This is a genomic window from Methanomethylovorans sp. (genome assembly GCF_041305605.1).
Taxonomy (GTDB): Archaea; Halobacteriota; Methanosarcinia; order Methanosarcinales; family Methanosarcinaceae; genus Methanomethylovorans.
The window spans coordinates 1-25,055 of the sequence record NZ_JBFYLB010000022.1 but is presented as its reverse complement, the minus strand read 5'-3'; the positions used below and the strand labels follow the sequence as shown (position 1 = coordinate 25,055).

The following is a 25,055-nucleotide window of genomic DNA, read 5'->3' as shown; positions in this document are numbered from 1 at the left end:
AAGATGCAAAGATATAATCAAAGTTATGACAGTTACCGTCGAAGGTGGTGACCTGGAGAGCCTGAACCGCTTAAAAACAAGCTATCCAAGGCCTGCTGAAGGTGAAGAGGTCCCTATTACTTTCATTGATATGCGTGAAGTGTTTGCAGGCTGGTCCCCTGAATTTAAAAGAACGGTCTACAAAAAAGATTTTATGGAAACCCAGGGTCTTAAAAGAGTGCGTGAAGTGATTCTGCTTGAAGTGTATAACTGGTTACTTGAGGGTATAAGTTTCATAGAGCTTTCAGAAATGGAACTTAATCAATTCAGAGAAGTTCTGGATCAATTTGTTGAAAAAGGGGGAGAGATTGTTTATACACGCAAAAGGCAGGACCAATGGATGATCAATTATTTCAGGCTCGTGGAACCAGGACCATGGAGCATGGATGTGAAAGGAACATCTATGGATAAGCTGCTTGAAAAATACGTATAGGTGTTTTCTTCAGAGATTTCAGTAATTGTACACAAAACTATAAAACTCAATTAGGCATAATACTTATTAGATGGTTATTATAAGGGAAAAATAGTAATCTATACTACATAGTGAGTGACAATATGCAGAACGTAAAGACCGGATTGAATTCCATTGTCAGGTACCTAAGCACTAAAAAAGAGGTAGGAAGGCGCAGGATAGGTCTTCTCGTAGATGGGCCTAATGTTCTTCGCAAGGAGTTCAATGTAAACCTCGAAGAGATACGGGATGTGCTTAAAGAGTATGGCAATGTGAAAGTAGGCAAGGTCTTCCTTAATCAGTATGCTTCCGATAAACTTGTGGAAGCCATTGAAAATAACGGCTTCGAGCCTATTATATGTTCAAGTGATGTAGATGTACGTCTTGCGGTGGAAGGCATGGAGCTAGTGTATAACCCTACCATCGATACTCTTGCTCTTGTAACCAGGGACGCTGACTTCAAACCTCTTTTAAGTAAGGCTAATGAGAACGGAAAAGAAACAATTCTCTTTGGAGTGGAGCCGGGTTTCTCCACGGCTCTCAGGAACTCTGCAGATTATGTCATTATCCTTGAAAACAACCAAATGAACTTCCATGATGATGATTTTTACACATGTACACCTGAAAAATCACAGCGTGCGAAAGAAATAGAGGCCGTATCAGAATAAGAAAGAGGTCAAATGTTCTTGACCTCGTTGATCATTTCTTCCAGTCTTTCACTGGAAATTCCGTATTTTGTTTCAGCACTGTTCTTCACTTTTTCAATGAGATTGCATAATGCCTCCTGGCCGAGGTCATGGCCCATGCTCTTGACGATTCCTTTCAGTGCCTTCATTCCTGTGTGCTTGCCAACAATAAGACGGCGTTGTCCACCCACCATCTCAGGACTGAAAAGTTCATAGGTTCTGGGCTCCTCCAATATTGCACAAACATGAATGCCAGATTCATGGGAAAACGCATGTTCGCCTATGACTGCTTTTGTTACTCCGGGCTTGATGCCTGAATATCTCTCTACTTTCTTGGAAAGATTTGTAAGTTTTCTTGTGTCGTATCTGTCAATGTCATACTGCACCCGAAGGGCTACTAGTACTTCTTCCAATGAAGCATTTCCTGCTCTTTCTCCAATACCATTTACAGTAGTATGGAGTTGTTTTGCACCTGCTTCGGCAGCTGCCAGTGTATTGGCCGTGGCCATGCCCATATCGTCATGACAATGTATGCATATGGGAGTTTTCACAACCTTTTTTATTTCCTTCACAAGGTAATAGGTACTACTTGGATTGAGAATACCAATTGTATCTGCAATACTTACATAGTTCACTTTATACTCCTGTGCGGCAAGGAAAGCGCGCTTAAGGGTTTCTATGTCTGTTCTGCTCCCATCCTCGGCAGCAAATCTTACTCCCAATCCGTGATCCTTTGCATATTGCACAGCTTCCATGGCAAGACTGAACATTTCTTCATAGCTTTTGTGGTATTTGTACTTGAGATGAAGTTCTGACATCGCAATGAAAATGCTCACAAAATCCACATCGCATTCGATGGCAATCTCGACATCGCTCACTCTGGAACGCGCCAAGCAACATGTTTTAGCATTGAGTCCCATATTGGCGATATCTTTCACGATCTCTTTTTCTGCTTGTGAGACCACAGGGAAGCCCGATTCTATTATCTCGACCCCGATAGCATCCAGCTCGGTTGCAATGTCCATTTTTTCCTCCCTTGTAAAAACTACTCCGGGAGTCTGTTCTCCATCACGCAATGTCACATCGCATATTTCTATATCCAGAGGTTTTAGTTCGAGGAACCGCATCAATTCATTTCGTGAATAATCTGTTGTTATTGCCATATATCTATCACATTTGAAATGGTCTTAAGTTTGTATAGCTGCAAATGTGCAAGGATATTAAATATAATTTTCGTAATCAAGCGATAACATTATAATCAGAAGGACCGGTATGGTGTTACCACTTAAAACAAAAGTCTCAGGAAAGTTTGTTCTTCACTTTCTCGTAGAAGCCATCTATTGGCATTTTAACAAAACGTGCCGGATTCCTGGCCTTTGTGAGTGTTATCACATCATGTTCGTGAATATGGTATGTGTGCTGTCCATCCACTACAACAGCCGCCTCTTTTTCAGGAAGTGTCATTGTAAGCCCGATCTTGCTGTTTCCAGGTACAACCCAGGGTCTTGCTGAGAGTTTAAATGGGGCAAGAGGAACTATCAGTGTTGCATCCACTCTTGGATCGATAATCGGTCCTCCGGCACTCATAGCATAGGCCGTTGAACCTGTAGGTGTTGCTATTACCACTCCATCGGCCCGAAGTTCATCTATCTGTGATTCATCCACGCATATACTGAAAGACAATATCTTTGCAGCCCTGGAAGTAATAAGCACTAACTCGTTTGTGGCACATGGCAGATATTCTTCATTGAGTTGCACAGCAAGTCTGGAACGTTCTGTATATGTGAAACCTTTTAGCACATTCTCGATGGTCTCGATGGCATCCTCAGGTTTCACATCCACCAAAAAACCCAGCGTACCCATATTGATACCGAGTAAAGGCAGAGGATCATCCATTTTAGAGATAGTTCGAAGTACCGTTCCATCTCCACCTATTGAAATGATCAGCTCCACACCTGCCTGTCGCATAGAGTCTATTGCCATACAGGAATGCTGATCCCCCAGATGTTCAGCAGTTCTTGGAGCAAGGAATATATCAACTTCGTCCCTGAAACGGGCAATTATTTTCTCTACCATCTCAAGGGCTTCATGCTTGTCATATCTTGATACGATCCCTATCTTTTTTATCATCTCATCATCTCCCTGTAAGGTCAAGGATATGCTGGTGTGATCTACCGTTCGTAGCCACCATATATACGCGGTTTACTACATCATCTCTGAGTACCAGCTTACAGCCTTTCTCGTCACTTACCAAGCCACCCGCTTCTTCCAGGATCAGTTTACCTGCCGCAACGTCCGTGAGGCGCAAAGAGCCACGAATATCTACGAACGCATCCAGCTTCCCGCAAGCAACGTAACACAGCTCCAGAGACACACAGCCAAGGATGCGGATTCGGCGTACGGCCTGACAAAGATTGGTCGTCTTGTTCACATGAGGATGATAACCATACACACTGACACAGAAGTCCATCAGGTCTGATTTCACTGATGTATTTATCCGTTGTCCGTTAAGGTATGCCCCTTTGCCACGTTCTGCGCAATACACGTCACCTGTGGCAAAGTCTTTCACATAGCCAAAATTTATCCCGGAAAGACAGGGATTGGCAATTGCTACTGAAACACTATAGAACGGAATCCCCATGGCAGCGTTGTGGGTACCGTCAAGAGGGTCCATTACCACAGTTATTTCAGGGTCACAGCCTATTATGCGTTCTCCGAACTCTTCACTAATAACACGCATGGAGCGGCCATCTTTTTCCAGCTCCCGGAATATTGCACTTTCAGATATATCGTCGATCAGTTTCGTGGGAGTACCGTCGGCACCAATGTATAAAGTAGTATATGCCTCGCATGTCCCCACAAGATCCTTTACGGCTTCGTATGAGGCTGCGGAAACCCTTTCGCATAGTTCCAGCAGCCCGGTATCGATCTGCATAAAAAATGGGTTTAGATACCCATTGCTTTGTTCGTCTTCTCTATGGATCTGGCACCATTACTTTCCAGTTCCATCATTGCCCGGATGGCATCCACATTTTCGGGGATGACATCTGATTCCTGATGGATGGCCTGGAAGAAGTATAATTCTCCTTCGGTCACTGTTATGGATTTATCCCATATACAGTTCTCCCACATATCTCCGCGTGGACGGCCCAAGTCTTTTCCAAGCTCCATTATTTCGGCAGTGGAGGTTATTCCCTGACCGATGAACCTTATGCGGGATTGGGCAGCGAAAAGGTCGACAACATCGTCTGTGGTGCACTGCTTGTTCATTTCGATGTTGAGACTATGCAAGTGCATAAGAGTAGTGGATACTATAACGGCCGTAGAAGTGATGTTTATGTGGGGAATTACAGATTTCACATCAGGCCCATGGTGTGATGGAAGCTTGATAGGACTTGGAACGATAGCATTTATCGGTCCCTTCTTGACATCGTTGGGATCGGCAGCCCTACGCATTAGTGTCACACGTACTTTCTTTATTCCAAATTCCTGGTCAAGTGGGTATATGACCCTGCAAAGTCCTGTGGTATTGCAGGAAACGACCCTTGCAAAGTCTAGTCCCAGAGCTTCTTCGTAATTGGCAACTGCATTGAAAGAGAAGCCTGCAAGTTCATGCTCTTCGCCTCCCTGCCAGATGGCTTTGACACCGGCTTTCTCATACATTGCCTTGTTCTCCTCGCCCAATCCCCCGGGGGTACAATCAACTACTATATCTGCAGCCTGTATCATATCCTCTATGGAACCGGAAGCCTTTATTCCACCTTTTTCCATATCCTTTATCTTATCAGCGGGTGCATAGACGGAGTAACCTTTATCCAGGGCAGTAAATGCCTCAAAATTGGGTTTAGTTTTAGAGATGCCTACTATTTCCATATCCTTCTGCATTTGTACAGCATCTGCAACACGTTTACCTATCGTTCCAAAACCATTGATCGCTACTTTTACTTTTGACATTGGTCATTCCTCTTCTCTCTTTTATTGTAAGTACATGATGTTTCCCAAAGGCTGCTCATCCAAATTTGGATAGATAGAGCATTTGATAATTATATGTATTAACATAATAATAGTTATTTACTGAGTATAACAATTTCCCCTTTTGAGAAATCTATTAATTTAATAGAGCCCTTTAACGTTGTCCTGTCGCCGAGTATACCTATAAGTTCTATGGAATCTCCGTCTACCATTACCTTTGTAACCGATTCCATTACAAGCTGTCTGGTACTATCCTTTAAAAATACTACATCCAATTCACACATGACGGTCACCTGATACTTATTCAAACAATCTTGCCACAGAATGGCCCACATCCACTCCTATGTCTCTGGCCACAGGTTTGCATTTGGCCTTGAGCAGATATGCGATAGGCCCCATTTCATGCTCTGTGAGCGTTTCATAGTTTGCCATGCCTTTGCTGATTATAAGCGATGCGGAACTAAAAGCATCGAGAAGCTCCTGCGGAGCTTGCTCCATATCTACTCCTATTGAGCCGGAACCTGTGGTAAGGACCCTATCGACTTTTTCATCGATCCCCAGCTCTTTTACATCTTTCATTGTAACGTCGGTCAGTATGGGCTTTCCTCTCACCACAAGAGTTACATTGCCTCCCAGTTTTTTGATCATGTCGAAAACCAGGGTATCAAGCAGGATCTCACCGCAATTGTCTGCTACATACACAACGTTATCCAGCCTCTTAATCATTCTGGGCGTATCATCTATATCAAGTCCCCTGATAAAATGCTGCCTGAAGGTATCGTCGAACACACTTATCGGCACTTCAAGTCCCATTACTCCAAAATCGAAGAAGTTACCGATCACAGCTGCAAGCACAGCCCGCCTGAAAAGTTCAGCATCTGAAGGATTACCTTCCCAAATCATAGCTTTTGCAATGGGAAAGACTTTTTCAGCGGTCCTGTTGCATACTTCTTTCATATCCCTGTAAGGATCATCGTCATCAAGCAGCTCATAGGCTCTCCTATGCATTGAAGTAGATACTAATGATGCCGGAACGCCTGGAGCATATGTATGATTAAGCACCCGGATGCATTCCTGCATGATCTTATCTATGAGCATTTCATCATTAGTAGATAGTTTTGATTCATAATGGACCCTTGAAAGCAGGCAGTATGAACATTGTGGATCGACTTTCATGATTATTTTCCTGCATAAAGCTTTCCTATAATCGGATACATCCAAAATAAGCCTGTTGTCTGGGGTCAGCACTATATGACTAAAAAGTTCTTTATATTAAAAAGCAACTGAGAATAATGTTTATTTTAATATTGACCAGAACCTGATCGTAATGAAACTTAAAATCGAACATGGAAGATATATCATACTGGGCAGTATCGATGGGATACTGGCAGTATTGGGTGTAGTTATAGGGACATCTCATGTGGCTAATGATCCTTCTATAATCATCAATGCTGCTTTCGGAGGGGCTGTGGCACTTGCTCTTACCAATGGTGTTGGGTCATACCTTGCAGAAAGTGCCGTAGAGTACGGAAAACTTGCGGAGCTTGAAAAACCTCTACTCCGCAGCCTGGCCTGTACGACTATCGAAAAGCAGACCAAGCAGAAGATATGGAGTGATTCCATTTTTCACGGAGGTGCCAGTTTTCTGGGTTCCATGGTTCCTATCCTGCCGTTTTTGCTATTAGAAGAACACATGCTAACTATCTCTACTATCCTTAGTATTGCCGTGCTTTCTATTCTTGGGATGTACTCCGGGAAACTTGCGAAGCAAAGTCTGATCAAACATTCTGCCCGTATGGTGGGTCTTGGCATAATCATTGTTATTGCCGTAACATCTCTTGGGCTTGAACATTAACCGTAGATTAACCTGCTCTTCAACTTTAAGTTGCAGAGCACCCTTCATTTTAAATCTAATGTGACTATATCATATTCACACATGATCCTTATTACGATACTACTTTTCATACTTAGTTTGTTGATGATAACCAAGGGAGCTGACTGGTTTGTGGAGTCAGCAGTCTCCATCTCTGAAAAAAGCGGTATACCTAAAGTGATAGTTGGCGCTACTATTGTAAGCTTTGCTACTACTTCACCCGAGTTTGCAGTTTCTGCCACTGCAGCACTTATAGGTCATACTGACATGACTGTTGGAAATGCGGTTGGCTCGGTGAGCTGTAACATTGGTCTTATCCTGGGATCGGTCCTCGCAATGAAGGCTGCTTCAGTAGATGTTGAAAGTTTTATAAGGAAAGGCTTTTTCATGGCACTTGCAGGCATAACCCTTATCGCGGTCAGCCTGGACCAAAGCATTTCAAAGATAGATGGTATCCTGTTGCTGATCATTTTTATTGGATTCCTTTACTACAACTACAAGTTGCAGCGTGCAATCTTTGATGGTCCTGAAAAAGTGGAAAGAGTACCTTTGAAAGAAATGCACAAGGACATTGCATTTTTCCTTGCAGGAGCGGTCCTGGTTGTGATCGGAAGCAGGATAATGGTGAATTCAGGTATTGAGCTTGCCCACATGGTGGGTATTCCTGAAATGATCATCAGCCTTACTTTGGTGGCTTTTGGTACATCTTTGCCGGAATTCATAACCGCTATTTCGTCTACCATGAAAGGGCATCAGGATCTGTCCATTGGAAATATAATCGGAGCTAACACCATGGACATCACTTTGATCCTGGGTGTATGTTCTCAGATAAGTAGTCTGGAAATCCTGAAGCAGTCGATAAGTTATGATTTTCCGGCCATGTTGATGTTCATCTTCGTATTGCTCATATTCGGAGTGACTAAAAAGCGCCTTGAGCGCTGGGAGGGTGCTTCCATGGTATTACTGTATAGTTTGTACGTTGCCGGATTGATGATATGGTATGCATGAAGGTGGATGTCTCTATAAACTATATCGATAGGCTTAAATCGTATAAGTTGTGACACCTCTTGGGATCAATATGAATATAAAATGGCTGATTGTTGCAATATTGTTGATAGCGGTGGTCGTTTCAGGATGTGGCGATAAGGATACCACCACTTACGAGACCGAAGATGGACAAACAGTTGAAGTGAGCACAGAACAAGAGAATGAAGATGATTGGTGTTCTGTAGGAACTTCATGGAAAACAGCTAATCCAACAACAGGGGAACAAGTTTCCTGGGAAGTTACTGGATCAGAAGTAATTGATGGGGTGAGGATGTGCAAAGCAGAGTACAATACCAACAGTCCCACTGATGAAGTGACCAAAATGGAGTGGATGTGGTCAGAGAATAGTGAATGGGTAGTCTGGACCTATTATAATGCTACTGGCGATGTAATATATAGTATGGAGACAAAAGACGGAAAGACTACCATAGTTGATGCAACTGGTCAGACCACTGAATTCGAATCCACCCAGTGATATCTTTTTTGTTTCTTTTTTTGCCGGATACGATCACATATAAATAGCATAATTACTATGAGTAATAATTATGCACCTCCCCACACCAGGCAGTATCCGGCAGAAAAGGAACGAGCTTGGACTTACTCAGAGCGAACTGGCAAAAAGGGCGGGTGTAAGCCAGCCACTTATAGCACGTATCGAAGCAGGTGACGTGGACCCACGTCTCTCTACTCTTAAACGTATTTTTGATGCCTTCGATGAGAGTGAAAATGAAAGCCATGTGGTGGCAAGGACCCTTATGAACACCAAGGTCATATCCATAAGTGCTGAAGAGCCGGTGGATGCCGCCGTTAAAATTATGGAAGAGAACGATATATCGCAGATACCGGTAGTTGAGAATGGTGTTCCCATCGGTAGCATTTCAGAAGAGACTATCGTTCGTTCTATGGCAGAGAAAAAAGCTCTGGAAGTCTCAAAGATGAAGATACGAGACCTCATGGGCGATACTTTCCCCGTTGTCTCGCCCGGGACACATGTTAAATTGGTTTCCCATCTTCTTGAAACCACACCCGCCGTGATCGTTCTGGAAAGAGGGCAGATTGCAGGTGTTGTCACAAAGCATGATCTTATGAAATTATTGCGCGGATGAAGATGTTCGCACTCGACTCTATTATATATAAGGTCTACATTAAACAGGTCAAAGTCTCCAACAAATAGAAAAGCAGATCTTACAGCACAATCCTTTTATCCAAGGTTTCAGGCGATATATATGAATTTAGAAGACACTTTGCTTATGATGCCGGGGCCTGTGCCCGTTGCACCTAGAGTACTGAGAGCTATGTCAAAACCTATGATCAATCACAGGAGTGGCGCATTCTCAGACATGTACGACGACTGCAGGCAGATATTAGCCGGTATTTTCAACACCAGGAACGACATTTTTGTTATCAGTGGGTCAGGCACTGCAGCCATGGAAGCTGCTGTGGGATGTACTATAAACCCTGACGACCGTATCATAACTATCGAGAACGGTAAATTCGGTGAACGGTTCAAGAACATTGCAAAGAGATATGGAAAGGTGGACCCCCTTGCATATGAGTGGGGCGATTCCGTAGACCTTGGTCAGCTGGAAGAGAAACTGAAAGAAGGAGCAAAGGCCGTTACATTAGTCCACAATGAAACATCTGCAGGTATCCTTAACCCTGCAAAAGAGATCGGGAAGCTTACTAAGGAATATGGCGCTCTTTTCATCATGGATGGGGTCACATCACTGGGTGGTGACCTTGTCAAGGTCGATGAGTGGAATGTGGATATCGCTCTTGTTGGGTCACAGAAATGCCTGGCTACTCCTCCGGGACTTTCAGTAGTTTCAGTAAGTGAAAAGGCATTTGAGGCTATGAACAGTGTAGAGCGCATGCCCTATTATCTTGATCTGAAAGCTTACAAGAAAAGCACAGAGAAAACCATGAGAGAGACTCCATACACTCCTGCAATACCTCTTTTCTACGCACTGCAGGAAGCCTTGCACATCATAAAAGAAGAAGGTATGGAAGCCAGGATCAAACGTCACTGTACTGAAGCAGCTGCAGTAAGGGCTGCTGTGGAGGCAATGGGAATTGAGATGTTACCCAACCTCAATGAATACAGTCATTATTCAAATACTGTAAGTGCAATGAAAGCACCTGAAGGTGTCACAGGTAATGATATCAAGAAGGATATGCAGGCGAGGGGTATTGTGATCGCAGGCGGGCAGGACAGGCTCAGCGGTAAGATCTTCAGGATAGGCAATATGGGTAATGTCCAACCAAAAGAGATCCTGCTTACAGTTGCCGAACTTGAGATCGTGCTTAAGAAACGTGGTATTGTCTCCAGTGTAGGACCAGGCATAGAGGCTGCGAGCGACGTACTTGATACACTATGAAGTGATCTGCATGGCTACCATAGGCATCGTTGATACTACTTTTGCACGATATGATATGGGAAGTGCGGCTATTGACGAGGTAAAGAAGCACGTCTCAATAAAGATCAGGAGAGTTACCGTGCCGGGTATCAAAGATCTGCCCGTGGCAGCCAAAAGGCTTATCGAGGACAGGAAAGAGCCCTGTGATCTTGTCGTTGCCCTGGGCATGCCGGGGAAAATGGAAAAGGACAAGATGTGTGCGAACCAGGCTTCCATGGGCCTTATACAGGCACAGCTTATGACCAATACTCACATCATTGAGGTGTTTGTACATGAGGATGAGGCAAAGGATGAAAAAGAACTTGCCTTTCTCATGGAGCAGAGGTCCAGGGAACATGCGGTCAATGCAGTTAAGTTGCTGTTCAAACCTGAGGCACTCATAAAGGAAGCGGGGACCGGGCAGAGACAGGGTTTTGAAGATGTCGGGCCTGCACGTATGTAAAAGCAATAAATGCAAAAGCTATAGACAATTATAATCTATTTAAAGGTGAATATTACATGACCATCAATCTTGGATTTGTCATTGCAGAATTCAACAGGGACCTTACCTATCAGATGGAACTGTTGGGCGAGGAACATGCTAAGTTTCTGGGAGCTACGGTTAAGGAAAAAATACTGGTTCCCGGAGTATATGATATGCCACTTGCCATAAAGAAGCTTTGCAAGAGGGAAGATATAGATGCTGTTGTGACCATAGGTTCAGTAATAGAAGGAGCCACTAAGCACGATGAGATCGTGGTCCAGCATGCTGCAAGGAAGATCACCGATCTTTCTCTTGAATATGAGAAACCTGTCACTCTCGGGATAGCTGGACCCGGTATGTCAAGACTGGAAGCCCATGAGCGTGTGGACTATGCTAAACGTGCAGTAGAAGCCGCCGTAAAATTGGTAAGACGTCTCTGAAGACAAAATATATTTAAAGGGATGCCTATGGTTTCCACAAGACTTGCAAGGATGCAGGAATCCGCTACTATCAAAGCTGCCAATAAGGCAAGTGAGATGCTCAAACAAGGGATAGATGTTATTAATTTTAACCTTGGAGAACCCGATTTCGATACACCCAAACACATATGTGATGCTGCTGCCGATGCAATGTACAGGGGGGAAACACATTACACCCCGGCAGCAGGTATTCCGGAACTGAGGGAAGCCATAGCTGAGAAACTTAGAGTTGAGAATGGGCTGGAGACAAAAGCTTCCAATGTGCTTGTTACTCCCGGAGCAAAACAGGCAATATTCTCAATTATGATGTCAGTGCTTGGAGATGGAGAAGAAGCCCTCCTTTTTGATCCAGCCTGGGTCTCATACGAAGCATGTATTCGTTTTGCAGGAGCTGAACCTGTATGGATACCCACTGATCCTGAAAAGGGATTCAGGCCAGCGGATATAGGTGAATATATCACAGATAAAACGAGGATGGTCATTGTCAACAGCCCATGCAATCCTACAGGCGGTGTATATGATAAAAAGACACTCAAATGCATTGCTGATCATGCTATTGACAACGATCTGGTTGTGCTCTCAGATGAGATATATGAAAAGATAATCTACGACAGGGAACATATAAGCATTGGTTCTATGGACGGGATGCAGGATCGCACCATTACCGTGAATGGATTTTCCAAGGCTTATGCCATGACCGGCTGGAGACTTGGGTATGTATCTGCTGCGCCGGATCTTTTTAAAGGTCTCCTGAAGATACAGTCTAATTCCGTAAGTGGCGCCACCACTTTTGTTCAATTTGGAGGGGTCGCTGCTTTAGAGGGAACTCAGGAGCCTGTATATGATATGGTAAAGGAGTTCCATGCGAGAAGAGATCTCCTTGTGGATGGTTTGAATTCCATTGGTATCAAGTGTCATAAGCCAGAGGGTGCCTTTTATGTTTTTGCCGATGTGGGTGAATACGGGAACGGAGATCAGGTAACGGATCAGCTTCTCAATGAAGCACATGTGTCAGTGACCCAAGGCTCGTCTTTCGGAAATAGTGGGAGGAATTTCATACGTCTTTCCTACGCAACATCGCAGCAACGCATCCATGAAGGACTGCAACGCATTGAAGATGTTCTCAGCTGATCTTCAGCTGCATCTTTCCATTATTTTCTTAACAATTCTTGCACTGCTGCACAGGGCACATTGCTCAGATTTCTCTATTCTTACAACACGGACACCAAGCCCTCTTTTGTGCAGTTCGTTTTTAAGTTCGTTTTCATCAAAGTGCTGATCATACCCTAAAGCAATGATGTCAGGCTTTATTTCCAGTATAGGTGCAAATATATCTTCTTCACTTCCAAGGATTGCTTTATCCACCATTTTGAAGGCATTGATCATCTCGACTCTCTGATCTTCAGGTATCACTGGTTTGGGCTTATGTCTTATCATAGAATCCCTTGCAACGATAACATATAGCTCATCTCCCAGTGCCTTACAACCTTTCAGGTATGTCAGATGCCCTGGATGTAACAGATCAAAAGTCCCTGTTGCTAAGACTCTTATCACTCATATCACCTGGAATTGTATGAGGTAGAGGGGTACTACCTTTAATAATGTTATGCAAAATGCAAATGCCTGCTTAACTATATTTTTAATATAAGGTTTCAAAACGTTTCTAAAATATTGTTCTCCCATCAAAAAGATTAAGAAGTAGAAGTTGGATAAAGGCATGAATCTTTATCCTAACTGTCACAGATAGAACGGAGCAAAAGATGGACCCATCTGAGCCTAAAACCGGGAAAGCGGATGCAGCAACTTGCCATGTGGAAAGTGAAAATTCGGGAAGTAGGGCAAGCAGTGAAAACACCTTTTGTATAGGTTCTGATCATTTCTCTGAACTAGATCCACTGATGGACCTTAGTGCTTTAACCGATGAAAAGAACGGTATAATCGAAAAAACAGTCATAGGAGTACTGTATCGGTTGCCAGTGGCTATGATGATCATAGAAAATAATGGAAAGATACGTTATGTTAATCGGAAGTTCATTAATGTCCTGGGATATTCCCTTGATGATATACCAACAACAGAAGAATGGTTTAAAGTGGCATTTCCGCAGATTGGACTCTCTTGCGAAACGATCACGCAATGGCATGATCTGCTAAACAGGATGTTCTCGCCGGCCCGGGACAAAGAAGATATTGAACTCCAGATCCAGTGTAAGAATATGGACTTGAGGCATTTTCATCTAAGTTTTACTGACCTTGGCCATATGGGCGTAATTGCCCTGCAGGACATAAGTGTATCTAAAGATCTTGAGAACCAAGTAAAATACAGGGAAAAACAACAGGCAGCTGTTGCCAGTATAGGAGCACAGGCCATCTGTGCTGATGACATCGATGATCTTATGCAGTTCACGGTGGAAAAAGTTGCATCCACCCTTGGTGTGGAATTCTGTTCTGTCCTTGAAAAACTTCCCCAGGGTGAATTCCTATTGCGCTGGGGTACAGGCTGGGAAGATTGGTGTATTGGAGCTGTCATTATTCCGGATGAATCATATACTCATACAGGATACACTGCACGTGAAAAGGAACCTGTGATCATAAATGACCTATTTACAGAGACTCGTTTTAAAGGTCATTCTCTACTGCATGCACATGATGTTACTTCTGGCATCACTATGATGATAGGGAACGCTGAGAGGCTTTTTGGTATATTGGCTGTATATTCCACAAACACAAGGAATTTCACAGAGGATGATACGTTATTCCTGCAAGAAATCACTAACATCCTCATCGAAACCGTTGAAATGCACATGACAATGAGGCAATTGCAACTGTTCCGCGAACTTATAAACAGGTCAAATGATCTTGTTCTTATAATCGATGGTGTGACAGGTCATGTAAAATATGCCAATGAAAAGGTTTTTTCCTATTTAGGTCCTGAAGGATATAGCCGATTACAGGAAGAGCCTCACCTTAGTACTTTAATACAAAGTGTTGATCATGGTCAAATACTGGAGCGACTAAATGTATCGAATGCTTTTACAAGTGAGGATGTGTTCACAAGTCACGATAATATCATCTATGATCTAGAAATAAACTTCACACGTGTAGATGATAATGAACGAAAGTACATTCTAGCCATAGCGCGTGATATCACCAGAAAGAAAACTGCAGAGCTGGAACTCAAGAGCTATGCACAGCAGCTCCATGATTCAAACAAAATGAAGGATATATTTACTGATATTATAAGCCATGATCTCCTGAATCCTGCCAGTAATATAAAAGGATTTACTGAATTACTGCTGGAAAATGAAACAGATGAACAAAAGCTCTGGATGCTTTCATGTATAGCCAGTAACAATGAAAAACTCATTAACATCATGGAAACTACGTCAATTTTCTCAAGACTTGACTCTATGAGTAGCCTCGAGTTCAATGACATAGACTTACTTCCGTTATGTAAGAGTAGTATAGAGATGTTCCAGCATCAGATATCCCAAAAAGGATTGGATGTAGTTCTGGAGATCGAGGGACCCTATATTGCAAAAGCTCATCCGGTCATACAACATGCTTTTTGTAACCTTATATCAAATGCCATCAAGTACAGTTCAAATGGGGAAAGGATCATTGTTGGTATTGAGGGAACAAACGATATGTGGAAGATTATTGTTACTGATTTTGGAGAGGGTATCGCAGATCCCAAGAAGCCTGTTATCTTTGATCGTTTTAGCAGGGCAACTAGTGGAAATACCGTAGGTAAAGGATTAGGTTTGTCTATTGTAAAGAGGATAATAGAATTACACACCGGGAATGTGGGGGTTGACGATAATCCTTGCGGAAAAGGAAGTGTTTTCTGGTTCACTGTTCACAAGGGTATGGACCAATCAGTTTTTCAATGATCTTTTGCTGATAGGTATTTAGATTCTATTTAAGATAGAGAAAACCTCAAATGAAGTTGAGATATATTAAGGGAATTTAATGCATATTAATGCATAATGTCTCTTAGTATAAATTACCGTATGTAATATATAGTTGTTTTAACTAATTATGTTCCAATTGCAAAGGTAGGTAGCATGGTCAACAAATCTATCAGTGAGATCAATAACAGGATCAAAGATGGAAGCGTCAACGTAGTGACTGCTGAAGAAATGGTTGGGATCGTGGCAGAGCTTGGTGCAGAAGGAGCAGCAAAAGAAGTAGATGTAGTAACAACGGGTACTTTTGGCGCTATGTGTTCTTCAGGTGTTTTTCTGAACTTTGGTCATGCAGAGCCTCCTATCAAGATGCAGAAAGTATGGCTTAATGATGTTGAAGCATATACTGGTGTAGCGGCAGTAGATGCTTATATTGGCGCCACCCAAGTATCAGAGACACTTGGAATGGAATATGGGGGAGCACATGTAATAGAAGATCTTATTCGAGGCAATACTATCGATGTACATGCTATCTCTCCGGGAACCGATTGTTATCCCAGGAAGATCCTCGATACAACACTCGATATCAATGACCTGAACCAGGCCGTAATGCTCAATCCCCGTAATGCATATCAAAAGTACAATGCAGCTACTAACAGTACTTCCCAGAAATTATATACTTATATGGGTTCATTGATGCCAAATTATGGCAATGTAACATATTCAGGTGCAGGTGTATTATCTCCTCTTTCCAATGACCCGGAATACAGGACCATTGGGACAGGCACGCGTATTTTCCTTGGGGGAGCACAGGGGTATATAGTAGGTCAGGGCACTCAGCATTCCTCTAAGAGCGGTTTTGGCACATTGATGGTCCAGGGTGATCTCAAAGAGATGGATACGGAATTCGTGCGTGCTTCTACTTTCACAGGGTATGGCGTATCTCTGTATGTAGGAATGGGAATCCCTATACCTGTGCTTGATGAAAAAGTTGCACTGGCCACTGCAGTATCTGATGCTGACATAATTACCACGGTAATGGATTACGGGACCCCCAGCCGTGACAGGCCGGTGGTCAGGCAGGTAACATATGAAGAACTTAGGTCGGGATCTCTCGATATCAAAGGGCGGGAAGTTGTTACTTCGTCACTTTCAAGTTTCAAGCGTTCCCGCCAGATAGCAGGTATTTTGAAAGATTGGATCTCTCATGGTGAGTTCTTCCTTTCACAACCGGCGGATAAGCTACCTTCAGATACTGTCTCCAAACCAATGAAACAAACACGTGGGACGCCCATGGTAAAGGAGATCATGACTAAGGACGTGGTGACTATCCATAAAAATGCCAGTGTATTTGAAGCAGCCAAAAAGATCATGGATGTTTCTTTTAACCATTTGCCTGTAGTCACTGAGAACAATATCCTTGTGGGTATCGTCACTGCATGGGATATTTCAAAAGCGGTTGCACAGAACACGTTTGACCTGGTGGAAAATATTATGACCAAGAAAGTCATCACTGCCATTGATAACGAACAGGTGACCATTGCAGCCAGAAGGCTTGAGCAACATAGAGTCTCAGCAATGCCTGTGGTGGATGAACAACATCGTGTCATAGGTATTATCACCAGCGATGATGTCAGCATGCTTTTTGCCAGGAGAAACTGAAATGAAGATCCGTATCATCATAAACCGGGACATTGTCACTAAACCGATATTAGCTGAAGCTATACTGGAAACTGGCATTCCTCTGAACATTGCTCAGGCACATTTTGATTCTTCTACAGGTGAGATCATAGCGGATATAATGGATACCGAATACAGGATGATCAAAAATGCCCTGGTTTCCAGAGGAGCTGAAGTGCTTAGGCTCGATACTCCTATTAACTGGGATGAAGATGAATGTGTAGAGTGCGGTGCCTGTATTTCAGTGTGCCCGACAAAGGTATTTTCAATGGACAAGGAATGGAACCTGAAAGTGGACACTACAAAATGCATCCAGTGTGGCACATGTATAGAAATGTGTCCGCATGACGCACTTTCTCTGGATGTGTGAAGTTCCTGGAAAGGGATTATCTTAAGGACAGGAATGAGGGAACATTTTCAGCTTAAGGAAACGATCGTCACCATTGTGGCAGACCAGGAATCTCATATCATTACGGCAAAAGGATCGATCCGTTACAATCGTGCAGTTCTGGAGAGGTTCATTGCCGGTGATCCCTTTTTCAGATCAACCCTGGAACCTTACGATTGCCCGGAAAATGCACCGGAAGTTGTGAAAAGAATGGTAGCTGCCGGTAACACCATGGGCATCGGTCCCATGAGTGCTGTTGCGGGCACTATTGCAGCAATGTCAGTAGAAGCTATGGTGGATGCGGGGGCCACTTTTGCCATTGTTGATAATGGGGGGGATATCGCACTGATCAATGACAGGTCTGTTACCATCGGTGTCTATGCAGGGACTTCTTCTGTAAAGGACCTTGCCTTCAGGATGCCAGTCCATGACCACATCACCGGAGTTTGCACTTCTTCAGGCACTGTGGGTCCATCAATTAGTTTTGGGATGGCCGATGCAGCTATCATTTTCTGTGATGATGTCGCGTTGGCCGATGCTGCCGCTACTGCATTGGGGAATGCCACAGCTATAGGGAAAGGTGCAGTCGAAAAAGCCTTTGACTCCGTGAAACCTGTTTCCGATATAAAAGGAGCAATGGTCATACAGGGGGAGTATATAGGGATGTGGGGTGACATCCCGGAAATGGTCAGAGCTGATGTTAACTATGACTGTATCACTAAAGGCTGATTTTATGCCTGGGTAGTGGCTAAGTATACTTCCTCATATGGTTGTATCACTACAAAACCCTCGCCTGTAAAAGCCATCTGTAAGCTTTCTCCGCTGGATCTTCCAACCAATGTCTTCAGGGATATGTCGGTGCGCAGGTCGGGTTGCAGGTTACCGGACCATGCGACAGTGGCATTGGGATCGGTGAACACAGGTCTTTCTTTTGTAACTTGCAGCGTGAGAGGATCATAATGTGTGGTGATGGCAACCATGCCTTTTCCTTCAAGCAAAACATTGAAAAGACCACCTGAGAGGAAGCCTGCTATCCTTTTCATCATTTTAATGTCCCACTGGACAGTCTCTTCAAAAGCCAGCAGGTCGTTACCATTGACATAAATTGATTGTCCATCTAATTCCAGGATGGTAACCTTTTTTCCGGTGTCAGCAAGGTACAGCTTGCCTTTTCCTTCTGCTTTAGTAAGGCTTAGCCCCTCTCCGGTAACGGCTTTCTTCACCAGCTTGCCAAGCCCGTGTTCCAGAACCCCTTCTCTTGTGAACTTAATATCCCCGTTATAGGCTACCATGGTACCCTTCTTGATCCACACTCTGCCATCCAGATTTACTTCCAGCAGCCTATCACGTTCCAGTTCGAACTTGCCTTCGCCTAGGTCTTTTTGTCCAGTGCTCTCTACAAATTGTTGAATGGAATATCTTCCCATGCTTTATCACTTTCCTTCTGTATTTTGGATTATTGGATTGTTCTTGTACATTATATTTATTCTATCAGGTACACATATTCATATTGAACATTAATTTGATATAGTGACAGCATAATAAAATATTATTGATATTACTATGGAGTGATGAAGAATGGTGAAAGTCATACTTGTAACAGCAGAGTGGTGCCACTTCTGTCCGACTGCGAAGAAAGTATGGAGGGAGCTGAAAGAGAAATTTGATTTTGAATACTCGGAAGTAGATTTTGACTCTCCCGAAGGTGAAAAGCTTGTAGAGAAGTTTTCCATAGCCTCTGTTCCTACAACCATAATCGACGATAAAATTGTTTTTGTGGGAGTGCCGGATAGAGATAAGGCCAGCAAGACCTTGGAAAAACCAGTTTAACATATCAATACCGGGTTATTTACATGTATGATCTGATCATAATAGGGGGAGGACCTGCAGGCCTTACTGCAGGAATATATGCAGTTAGATATGGGCTTGACACCGTGATACTAGAAAAGAATGTATTGCCAGGTCAGATCGCTGCAACGGATCTGGTCGAGAACTATACTGGTTTCACAGCGATCTCGGGTCCTGAACTCATGCAAAGGTTCAAAGAACATGCAGAGATTGCAGGAGTGAAGATTGAATCTGCAGATGTATATTCGGTCAGGTCTGATAGTGGGAAGAAAGTGGTAATGACGGATAGTGGAGACCTTGAAGCGAAAACCGTCATTATCGCCACTGGGGCCAATCCTAAAAAACTGGGTATTCCCGGAGAGAATGAGCTCATGGGCAGGGGTGTATCGTATTGTGCCACCTGTGATGCTCCTTTCTACAAAGGGAAGGTAGTGATGGTTGTCGGCGGTGGTGAATCCGCACTTACGGATGCGCTTATTCTATCTAATATAGTTAAAAAAGTGTATATAGTTCACCGCAGGGATAAATTACGTGCCTCCAGAATATTGCAACAAAGAGTATCTAAGAAAGACAACATTGAGATCATATGGGATACGGTGCCTGAGAAGATAGAAGGAAAGACCGGAGTTGAGAATGTAATACTACGGAACCTGAAGACCGAAAAGGTATATAGTATGCCGGCTGATGGGGTTTTTGTATACATCGGTATTCATCCCAATACAGACTTCATAAACGTAAAAAAGAACAGTTCAGGTTTTATAGTAACAAATGAAAAGTTAGAAACATCTCTGGAAGGTATCTATGCAGCAGGCGATTGCAGAGATACGTCTATCTGGCAGGTAGTCACTGCAGTTGCAGATGGTGCGGTAGCTGCGGTATCTGCACATGAGTATATGATGGACCTTGAATTTGCACGGTAAGCGGAAAAACTGAATAATGTGAAGGAGAAGCAACGATGAAGTGTAAAATTAATAAGGATGGTACCTATTGTCTGCAAATATGCGAGGATTCCACTGCAGATGATCTGCAACCTATAGCAGAGGCCATCCATGCCTTACTGGGTATCCCTATAACGATTCGAAGTCGCAATAACCGGGGTATCCGTATGGAAAGGGGACAAGTCATTGACAGGGATTATACAGGCCCTGTCCTGGAAGAGGTTCTAAGGACAAATAAAATTACTCATACGGTGCCTACTGAAGGACAATATAAAGGAAAGGCAGTTGTAGTGGCGCCAATACGCACTATTGAAGGAAATGCTATTGGCGCTGTGGGTGTCGTGGACCTGGTTGCTGCTCTTGACATACTATCTATGTTCAAGGAATACCCCGGTATCTTTGATGAAGTAGAGGAATCTAAAAAGAAGCTGCAGTGAGCTGCAGATGTTCAGATCTTTTTTAGCTGCTGATACTTGATATATTTTAAGATAACTACGGCTACTATTGAAATTGAAATTGATGTTAGTATGACAAGTATAAGATTACCGGCATCTGCGAACTTCATCATCTCGTAAAAGAGAAAGGAACATATGGCAAATCCAGCGATCAAGACTGCAATGACCTGAGAGGTAAAAAGTGGTTCCTGTGGTTCTTCCATGTACTTTGGACAAACCTTTATCCCTTTTAAGCTTTCTGTTCCAACTATATGGTCAGGTCATCTCCAGCACATCGACCCCCAACTCACGGAGTATTGTGTTCAATCTGAACAGAGGCAATCCTACAACATTGAAATAATCGCCTTCTATTCTTTCTACGATGATCGCTCCTTTTCCCTGTATGGCAAAAGCCCCTGCTTTGTCCAGGGGCTCTGAAGTCTCAATGTAGCCTTCTATTTCAGCATCCTGCATTATTTTTATCCTGACACCCGTAGTTTCTGACGTGCTTTTCTGAAGGTTTGCATCTATATCTATTACAGTTAAGCCGGTGACGACATGTATTTTTTTACCGCTGATCTTCCTTAGCATTTCCCGGGCTTTATCTTTTGTATGAGGTTTCCCAATGATCTCTCCATCGCAAAGTACTACAGTATCAGCAGCAATGACTATCCCGAAACTCACCAGAGAGGCTACTTCTCTTGCTTTTTCCCTGGAGTTATGGATGATGAGATCAAGAACCGGCATTTCAGGTTGTGGTTTTTCATGATAGGAACCAGGCACGATCTTAAAATTATCTCCTATCAATTGCCTGAGCAATTCTTTTCTGCGGGGAGATGCGGAAGCAAGTACAATTTCTCTCATGGAATAAGATTCCAATTACAGTTTAAATCGATAGTGGTTTAGAATAGTGGCAGATCTGTAGATAGCTGACAAAAAGCACTATCTCACATTTTAAAACACTGTCTCTCCTACACTTTTTTGTAGGAAGCTATATATTGGTGAAGATTAAGAACATATATATTTGAAGTGAAGGAACCACATATACAGGGGGGTTTAAACTATAGATGGTTCTGCCTGAATAAGGCATACGGTTGTAATATAAATATTAGTTTATACTTTAATCAGCATTCAATTCAAAGTGCTCTCTAATGAATGGAGTGGGTGGTAGATATGAAGATCAAATCTAACAAGTATATATATTGTTTAATCCTTTCGTTCCTTATGTTGATGACTGCAGGAATTTGTTCTGCAGCGCTGCTTGAAGGCAGTTATGATACAAATGGTTTTTCACTGGACGTTGCTGTTTCAGGTAATTATGCATATATAGCCGATTATAACAACAGTCTTGTGATCGCGGATATCAGTAATCCTTCTTCACCCGAATTTGCTGGAAGCTATTATACCGGGGGTTATTCGTTTGGTGTTGCCGTTTCAGGAAATTATGCATACGTGGCTGATTCTGACGTAGATGATAATAGTTACAGTGGTCTTGTGATCGTAAACGTAACTGATCCGTCCTCACCAACCTTGGAGGGCAGCTATGAGACCGCCGCCAATGTATCAGACGTTTCTGTGTCAGGCAATTATGCATACTTGGCCAGCGATGATAACGGACTGCTGATTATCGATGTAACCGATCCATCTTCACCTGCTCTTGCGGGCAGTTATGCAACCCTAGCAGCAAATTATGTTGCTGTCTCAGGTAATTATGCATACGTGACCGATGGCTTTAGTGGTCTTGTGATCCTGGATGTAAGTGATCCGGCCGTACCAACCCTTGCAGGAACTTATAATATAAGTTCTGCATTCGGTATCGCTGTGTTAGGCAATTATGCATACGTGACCGATGATAACACTGATCTTTTGATCGTGGATGTAAGTGATCCTGCAGTACCAACTCTTGTGGGCAGTTACAGCACAGAAGGTGATGCTGTGGGAGTTGCCGTTTCAGGTAATCACACATACGTAACTGACGGTAACAATGGTCTTGCGATAGTGGATGTTAGCTATCCGACCGTACCAAGCCTCGCAGGAAGCTATGATACTGAAGGTTATTCATTTGGTATTGCGATCTCTGACAATTATGTCTATGTGGCCGACGGTTACAGTGGTCTTGTGATCCTGGATTTCACTGAACCAAGTCTGGCAGGCAGTTATGATACAAATGGCTTTTCACTGGACGTTGCTATTTCAGGAAATTATGCCTACGTAGCCGATTATAACAACAGCCTTGTGGTCCTGAATATCAGTAACTCCTCTTCGCCTGAACTTCTCGGAAGCTATGATACCGGAGGTTATTCGTTTGGAGTTGCCGTTGCAGGTAATTATGCATACGTGGCTGATTCTGACGTAGATAATAATAGTTATAGTGGTCTTTTGATATTGAATGTCACTGACCCGTCAGCACCAACCCCTGCAGGCAGTTATGATACTGCTTCCAATGTATCAGATGTCGCTGTATCGGGTAATTATGCATATCTGGCCAGTGATGATAGCGGACTGCTTATTATCGACATCACTGATCCGTCTTCACCAGCCCTTACAGGCAGTTATCCAACTTCTTCGGCAAATAGCGTTGCCGTTGCAGATGATCATGCTTATGTAACGGATGCCTACGACGGTCTTATAATATTGAATATCAGTGATCCGAGTGCACCAAGCCTTGCAGGCAGTTATAACATAAGCTCTGCATTCGGTGTTGCAGTTTCAGGCGATTATTCCTACATAGCTGCAGGTGAAGATGGTTTTGTCATCTTGAATATCACCTACCCCTCCTCACCAACTCTTGCAGGTAGTTATGATACAGATGGCAATGCTATGAATGTTGCCGTCTCAGGCAATTATTCCTACGTGACCGATGGCTACAGTGGCCTTGTGATCTTGAACGCTACCTATCCGGCTGCACCAGGCCTTACAGGCACTTATGATACCGGGGGATATGCTTTTGGTGTTGCGATCTTAGACAATTATGTCTATGTGGCCGATGGTTACAGTGGCCTCGTTATCTTGAGCATGCCTTATCAAAATGTTGTTCATGACTCTGTGGGAGTGTACGACTATGCAGGCACATGGGCTCTATGGAATACCACAACTAATGCTGCTGATCTGCTGAACTTTGGTTCTGCGGACACACTGCCTGTTGTTGGTGATTGGGACGGTGACGGAGTTACTGAGATCGGTGTATACAACACTACAGATAATTATTTCCTGATTCGCACAGATTCCGGCTTTGATATGACTGACATGGGCTGGTTTGGTGCAACGCCTGTTGTGGGCGATTGGAATGGTGATGGTGCAGAAGAGGTCGGTGTGTATGACAATGCAGGAAATTGGTCTTTGTGGAATACCACAACGAACGTTGCAGATATGTTGACATTCGGCTCTGCTGGCACACTGCCTGTTGTCGGTGACTGGGACGGGGATGGAATTACTGAGGTGGGTGTCTACAACGCCACAGGTAATAATTTCCTGATCCTGACCGATTTGGGCTTTGACATGATTGACATGGGTTGGCCTGGTGCAACACCTGTTGTGGGTGATTGGAATGGTGATGGTGCAGAAGAGGTAGGTGTGTATAACAATACTGGTACCTGGGCTCTGTGGAATACCACGACGAACGTTGCAGATATGTTGACATTCGGCTCTGCTGGCACACTGCCTGTCGTCGGTGACTGGGAAGGGGACGGAACCACTGATGTTGGTGTCTACAACACCACAGGTAATAATTTCCTGATCCTGGTCGATTCCGGCTTTGAGATCATCAATTTGGGCTGGGAAGGCGTTATTCCGGTTATAGGGAACTGGAATGTTGAGATAAGGGATGCTGAATATTGGTTCAATAAAGGTTATGACCTATTGTCAGAAGCCAGATATGAAGAAGCGATCCAAGCCTTTGACAAATGTATAGAACTTGACCCTCGGTATGTATATGCCTGGGAGAATAAAGGATGGGCCCTTAATCAACTAGGAAGACATGAAGAAGCACTGCAAGCACTTGATACTTCTATTGTACTTGATCCATTGTATGCATGGTCTTGGAATGAAAAAGGTTATACGCTCAATGAACTTGGTAGATATGAGGAAGCATTGCAAGCCTTTGACACTGCTATAGACCTTGATCCATTGTATGCATGGTCATGGTGTGAGAAAGCTTATACGCTTAATAGACTCGAGAGGCATGAAGAAGCACTGCAAGCACTTGATACTGCTATAGGGCTTGACCCATTATATACATGGTCATGGAATGAAAAGGGTTATACTCTTAACGAACTTGGCAGATATGAGGAAGCTATCCAAGCATTTGATGAGTGCATAGAACTTGATCCGCAATATGCCATGGCCTGGTATAACAAAGGTTGGGCTCTTGATCAACTTGGCAGAAACGATGAAGCTCAAGAATGTTATGATAAGGCTGCAGAATTGGGATTTATAC

At 43.4% G+C, this 25,055-nt stretch carries 28 protein-coding genes; 18 read left to right on the top strand and 10 right to left on the bottom strand.

What is annotated here, in order from left to right; genetic code table 11:
* The coding region (locus ACCM36_RS01695) for a hypothetical protein (protein WP_370571972.1) at window positions 1-472 on the top strand (472 nt) is incomplete at its 5' end.
* A gap of 122 nt (window positions 473-594) precedes the next feature.
* Window positions 595-1,158, top strand: a complete 564-nt coding sequence (locus ACCM36_RS01690; protein WP_370571971.1) for a TIGR00288 family NYN domain-containing protein — start codon at window positions 595-597, stop codon at window positions 1,156-1,158.
* Window positions 1,159-1,166: 8 nt separating this feature from the next.
* Here ACCM36_RS01690 and ACCM36_RS01685 read toward each other — a convergent pair whose 3' ends face one another.
* From ACCM36_RS01685 to ACCM36_RS01660, 6 genes are all read right to left on the bottom strand, one after another.
* Complete coding sequence (locus ACCM36_RS01685; RefSeq protein WP_370571970.1) at window positions 1,167-2,339, bottom strand: homocitrate synthase family protein; 1,173 nt, start codon at window positions 2,337-2,339, stop codon at window positions 1,167-1,169.
* Window positions 2,340-2,475: 136 nt separating this feature from the next.
* A complete protein-coding gene (locus ACCM36_RS01680; protein WP_370571969.1) occupies window positions 2,476-3,306 on the bottom strand; it encodes an NAD(+)/NADH kinase in 831 nt (276 codons plus the stop codon).
* A 4-nt stretch (window positions 3,307-3,310) separates the two neighbouring features.
* Complete coding sequence (locus ACCM36_RS01675) at window positions 3,311-4,111, bottom strand: bifunctional fructose-bisphosphatase/inositol-phosphate phosphatase (RefSeq protein ID WP_370571968.1); 801 nt, start codon at window positions 4,109-4,111, stop codon at window positions 3,311-3,313.
* Window positions 4,112-4,122: 11 nt separating this feature from the next.
* On the bottom strand, window positions 4,123-5,130 hold the full coding sequence (locus tag ACCM36_RS01670; protein WP_370571967.1) for a type II glyceraldehyde-3-phosphate dehydrogenase: 1,008 nt from the start codon (window positions 5,128-5,130) through the stop codon (window positions 4,123-4,125).
* Window positions 5,131-5,243: 113 nt separating this feature from the next.
* Window positions 5,244-5,432: a CooT family nickel-binding protein gene (locus ACCM36_RS01665; protein WP_370571965.1), complete on the bottom strand. Its 189-nt coding sequence runs from the start codon at window positions 5,430-5,432 to the stop codon at window positions 5,244-5,246.
* Between the two features lie 16 nt (window positions 5,433-5,448).
* Window positions 5,449-6,324 carry a DUF89 domain-containing protein gene (locus tag ACCM36_RS01660; RefSeq protein WP_370571963.1) on the bottom strand — a complete coding sequence of 292 codons (876 nt, stop codon included), beginning with the start codon at window positions 6,322-6,324 and terminating at the stop codon, window positions 5,449-5,451.
* A gap of 151 nt (window positions 6,325-6,475) precedes the next feature.
* Between ACCM36_RS01660 and ACCM36_RS01655 the strand changes: the two genes are divergently transcribed.
* The 8 genes from ACCM36_RS01655 (at window position 6,476) to ACCM36_RS01620 (ending at window position 12,558) form a co-directional block, all read left to right on the top strand.
* Window positions 6,476-7,003, top strand: coding sequence for a VIT1/CCC1 transporter family protein (locus ACCM36_RS01655; protein WP_370571962.1), 528 nt, complete (start codon window positions 6,476-6,478; stop codon window positions 7,001-7,003).
* 81 nt (window positions 7,004-7,084) lie between these two features.
* Complete coding sequence (locus ACCM36_RS01650) at window positions 7,085-8,029, top strand: calcium/sodium antiporter (RefSeq protein ID WP_370571961.1); 945 nt, start codon at window positions 7,085-7,087, stop codon at window positions 8,027-8,029.
* A 70-nt stretch (window positions 8,030-8,099) separates the two neighbouring features.
* Complete coding sequence (locus ACCM36_RS01645; protein WP_370571960.1) at window positions 8,100-8,543, top strand: membrane-binding protein; 444 nt, start codon at window positions 8,100-8,102, stop codon at window positions 8,541-8,543.
* A 70-nt stretch (window positions 8,544-8,613) separates the two neighbouring features.
* Window positions 8,614-9,174 (top strand): CBS domain-containing protein, encoded by a 561-nt coding sequence (locus ACCM36_RS01640; protein ID WP_370571959.1) that lies wholly within the window; start codon window positions 8,614-8,616, stop codon window positions 9,172-9,174.
* Between the two features lie 120 nt (window positions 9,175-9,294).
* On the top strand, window positions 9,295-10,446 hold the full coding sequence (locus tag ACCM36_RS01635) for an alanine--glyoxylate aminotransferase family protein (RefSeq protein ID WP_370571958.1): 1,152 nt from the start codon (window positions 9,295-9,297) through the stop codon (window positions 10,444-10,446).
* 10 nt (window positions 10,447-10,456) lie between these two features.
* A complete protein-coding gene (gene ribC, locus ACCM36_RS01630; RefSeq protein WP_370571957.1) occupies window positions 10,457-10,927 on the top strand; it encodes a riboflavin synthase in 471 nt (156 codons plus the stop codon).
* Between the two features lie 56 nt (window positions 10,928-10,983).
* A complete protein-coding gene (gene ribH, locus ACCM36_RS01625; RefSeq protein ID WP_370571956.1) occupies window positions 10,984-11,388 on the top strand; it encodes a 6,7-dimethyl-8-ribityllumazine synthase in 405 nt (134 codons plus the stop codon).
* Window positions 11,389-11,415: 27 nt separating this feature from the next.
* Window positions 11,416-12,558, top strand: a complete 1,143-nt coding sequence (locus ACCM36_RS01620; protein WP_370571955.1) for a pyridoxal phosphate-dependent aminotransferase — start codon at window positions 11,416-11,418, stop codon at window positions 12,556-12,558.
* A gap of 3 nt (window positions 12,559-12,561) precedes the next feature.
* Here the strand turns inward: ACCM36_RS01620 and ACCM36_RS01615 are convergent, their stop codons facing one another.
* Window positions 12,562-12,981 carry an adenylyltransferase/cytidyltransferase family protein gene (locus tag ACCM36_RS01615; protein WP_370571954.1) on the bottom strand — a complete coding sequence of 140 codons (420 nt, stop codon included), beginning with the start codon at window positions 12,979-12,981 and terminating at the stop codon, window positions 12,562-12,564.
* A 206-nt stretch (window positions 12,982-13,187) separates the two neighbouring features.
* On the opposite strand from ACCM36_RS01615, the gene ACCM36_RS01610 reads away from it, so the two are divergent.
* From ACCM36_RS01610 to ACCM36_RS01595, 4 genes are all read left to right on the top strand, one after another.
* Window positions 13,188-15,317 (top strand): ATP-binding protein, encoded by a 2,130-nt coding sequence (locus ACCM36_RS01610; RefSeq protein ID WP_370571953.1) that lies wholly within the window; start codon window positions 13,188-13,190, stop codon window positions 15,315-15,317.
* 174 nt (window positions 15,318-15,491) lie between these two features.
* A complete protein-coding gene (locus tag ACCM36_RS01605; RefSeq protein ID WP_370571952.1) occupies window positions 15,492-16,994 on the top strand; it encodes a homocysteine biosynthesis protein in 1,503 nt (500 codons plus the stop codon).
* 1 nt (window position 16,995) lies between these two features.
* Entirely contained in the window at window positions 16,996-17,382 is a 387-nt protein-coding gene (locus tag ACCM36_RS01600) for a 4Fe-4S binding protein (RefSeq protein WP_370571951.1), read from the top strand.
* Window positions 17,383-17,415: 33 nt separating this feature from the next.
* Window positions 17,416-18,129, top strand: coding sequence for a UPF0280 family protein (locus tag ACCM36_RS01595; protein WP_370571950.1), 714 nt, complete (start codon window positions 17,416-17,418; stop codon window positions 18,127-18,129).
* A gap of 2 nt (window positions 18,130-18,131) precedes the next feature.
* Here ACCM36_RS01595 and ACCM36_RS01590 read toward each other — a convergent pair whose 3' ends face one another.
* Window positions 18,132-18,827: an AIM24 family protein gene (locus ACCM36_RS01590; protein WP_370571949.1), complete on the bottom strand. Its 696-nt coding sequence runs from the start codon at window positions 18,825-18,827 to the stop codon at window positions 18,132-18,134.
* 151 nt (window positions 18,828-18,978) lie between these two features.
* Between ACCM36_RS01590 and ACCM36_RS01585 the strand changes: the two genes are divergently transcribed.
* The 3 genes from ACCM36_RS01585 to ACCM36_RS01575 are packed head-to-tail and all read left to right on the top strand — an operon-like array spanning window position 18,979 to window position 20,623.
* Entirely contained in the window at window positions 18,979-19,230 is a 252-nt protein-coding gene (locus tag ACCM36_RS01585; RefSeq protein WP_370571948.1) for a glutaredoxin family protein, read from the top strand.
* Window positions 19,231-19,253: 23 nt separating this feature from the next.
* The gene (gene trxB, locus ACCM36_RS01580; RefSeq protein ID WP_370571947.1) at window positions 19,254-20,168 is read left to right on the top strand and encodes a thioredoxin-disulfide reductase; all 915 of its coding nucleotides are present in this window, start codon (window positions 19,254-19,256) and stop codon (window positions 20,166-20,168) included.
* A 35-nt stretch (window positions 20,169-20,203) separates the two neighbouring features.
* Window positions 20,204-20,623 carry a DUF2111 domain-containing protein gene (locus ACCM36_RS01575; RefSeq protein ID WP_370571946.1) on the top strand — a complete coding sequence of 140 codons (420 nt, stop codon included), beginning with the start codon at window positions 20,204-20,206 and terminating at the stop codon, window positions 20,621-20,623.
* 11 nt (window positions 20,624-20,634) lie between these two features.
* On the opposite strand, the gene ACCM36_RS01570 is transcribed toward ACCM36_RS01575, so the two are convergent.
* Window positions 20,635-20,844 (bottom strand): hypothetical protein, encoded by a 210-nt coding sequence (locus ACCM36_RS01570; RefSeq protein ID WP_370571945.1) that lies wholly within the window; start codon window positions 20,842-20,844, stop codon window positions 20,635-20,637.
* A 52-nt stretch (window positions 20,845-20,896) separates the two neighbouring features.
* Entirely contained in the window at window positions 20,897-21,484 is a 588-nt protein-coding gene (locus tag ACCM36_RS01565) for a Maf family nucleotide pyrophosphatase (protein ID WP_370571944.1), read from the bottom strand.
* Window positions 21,485-21,850: 366 nt separating this feature from the next.
* On the opposite strand from ACCM36_RS01565, the gene ACCM36_RS01560 reads away from it, so the two are divergent.
* On the top strand, window positions 21,851-25,055 hold a 3,205-nt coding region (locus ACCM36_RS01560; protein ID WP_370571943.1), incomplete at its 3' end, for a tetratricopeptide repeat protein.

Bases quoted from the DNA above. Each gene is read 5' to 3' on its own strand.
- ACCM36_RS01685 (WP_370571970.1), bottom strand. From the start codon at position 2,339: ATGGCAATAACAACAGATTATTCACGAAATGAATTGATGCGGTTCCTC.
- ACCM36_RS01635 (WP_370571958.1), top strand. From the start codon at position 9,295: ATGAATTTAGAAGACACTTTGCTTATGATGCCGGGGCCTGTGCCCGTT.
- ACCM36_RS01690 (WP_370571971.1), top strand. From the start codon at position 595: ATGCAGAACGTAAAGACCGGATTGAATTCCATTGTCAGGTACCTAAGC.
- ribH (WP_370571956.1), top strand. From the start codon at position 10,984: ATGACCATCAATCTTGGATTTGTCATTGCAGAATTCAACAGGGACCTT.
- ACCM36_RS01645 (WP_370571960.1), top strand. From the start codon at position 8,100: ATGAATATAAAATGGCTGATTGTTGCAATATTGTTGATAGCGGTGGTC.
- ACCM36_RS01610 (WP_370571953.1), top strand. From the start codon at position 13,188: ATGGACCCATCTGAGCCTAAAACCGGGAAAGCGGATGCAGCAACTTGC.
- ACCM36_RS01640 (WP_370571959.1), top strand. From the start codon at position 8,614: ATGCACCTCCCCACACCAGGCAGTATCCGGCAGAAAAGGAACGAGCTT.
- ACCM36_RS01575 (WP_370571946.1), top strand. From the start codon at position 20,204: ATGAAGTGTAAAATTAATAAGGATGGTACCTATTGTCTGCAAATATGC.
- ACCM36_RS01675 (WP_370571968.1), bottom strand. From the start codon at position 4,111: ATGCAGATCGATACCGGGCTGCTGGAACTATGCGAAAGGGTTTCCGCA.
- ACCM36_RS01660 (WP_370571963.1), bottom strand. From the start codon at position 6,324: ATGAAAGTCGATCCACAATGTTCATACTGCCTGCTTTCAAGGGTCCAT.
- ACCM36_RS01600 (WP_370571951.1), top strand. From the start codon at position 16,996: ATGAAGATCCGTATCATCATAAACCGGGACATTGTCACTAAACCGATA.
- ACCM36_RS01620 (WP_370571955.1), top strand. From the start codon at position 11,416: ATGGTTTCCACAAGACTTGCAAGGATGCAGGAATCCGCTACTATCAAA.
- ACCM36_RS01585 (WP_370571948.1), top strand. From the start codon at position 18,979: ATGGTGAAAGTCATACTTGTAACAGCAGAGTGGTGCCACTTCTGTCCG.
- ACCM36_RS01590 (WP_370571949.1), bottom strand. From the start codon at position 18,827: ATGGGAAGATATTCCATTCAACAATTTGTAGAGAGCACTGGACAAAAA.
- ACCM36_RS01605 (WP_370571952.1), top strand. From the start codon at position 15,492: ATGGTCAACAAATCTATCAGTGAGATCAATAACAGGATCAAAGATGGA.
- ACCM36_RS01570 (WP_370571945.1), bottom strand. From the start codon at position 20,844: ATGGAAGAACCACAGGAACCACTTTTTACCTCTCAGGTCATTGCAGTC.
- ACCM36_RS01680 (WP_370571969.1), bottom strand. From the start codon at position 3,306: ATGATAAAAAAGATAGGGATCGTATCAAGATATGACAAGCATGAAGCC.
- ribC (WP_370571957.1), top strand. From the start codon at position 10,457: ATGGCTACCATAGGCATCGTTGATACTACTTTTGCACGATATGATATG.
- ACCM36_RS01665 (WP_370571965.1), bottom strand. From the start codon at position 5,432: ATGTGTGAATTGGATGTAGTATTTTTAAAGGATAGTACCAGACAGCTT.
- ACCM36_RS01655 (WP_370571962.1), top strand. From the start codon at position 6,476: ATGAAACTTAAAATCGAACATGGAAGATATATCATACTGGGCAGTATC.
- ACCM36_RS01670 (WP_370571967.1), bottom strand. From the start codon at position 5,130: ATGTCAAAAGTAAAAGTAGCGATCAATGGTTTTGGAACGATAGGTAAA.
- ACCM36_RS01650 (WP_370571961.1), top strand. From the start codon at position 7,085: ATGATCCTTATTACGATACTACTTTTCATACTTAGTTTGTTGATGATA.
- ACCM36_RS01565 (WP_370571944.1), bottom strand. From the start codon at position 21,484: ATGAGAGAAATTGTACTTGCTTCCGCATCTCCCCGCAGAAAAGAATTG.
- trxB (WP_370571947.1), top strand. From the start codon at position 19,254: ATGTATGATCTGATCATAATAGGGGGAGGACCTGCAGGCCTTACTGCA.
- ACCM36_RS01595 (WP_370571950.1), top strand. From the start codon at position 17,416: ATGAGGGAACATTTTCAGCTTAAGGAAACGATCGTCACCATTGTGGCA.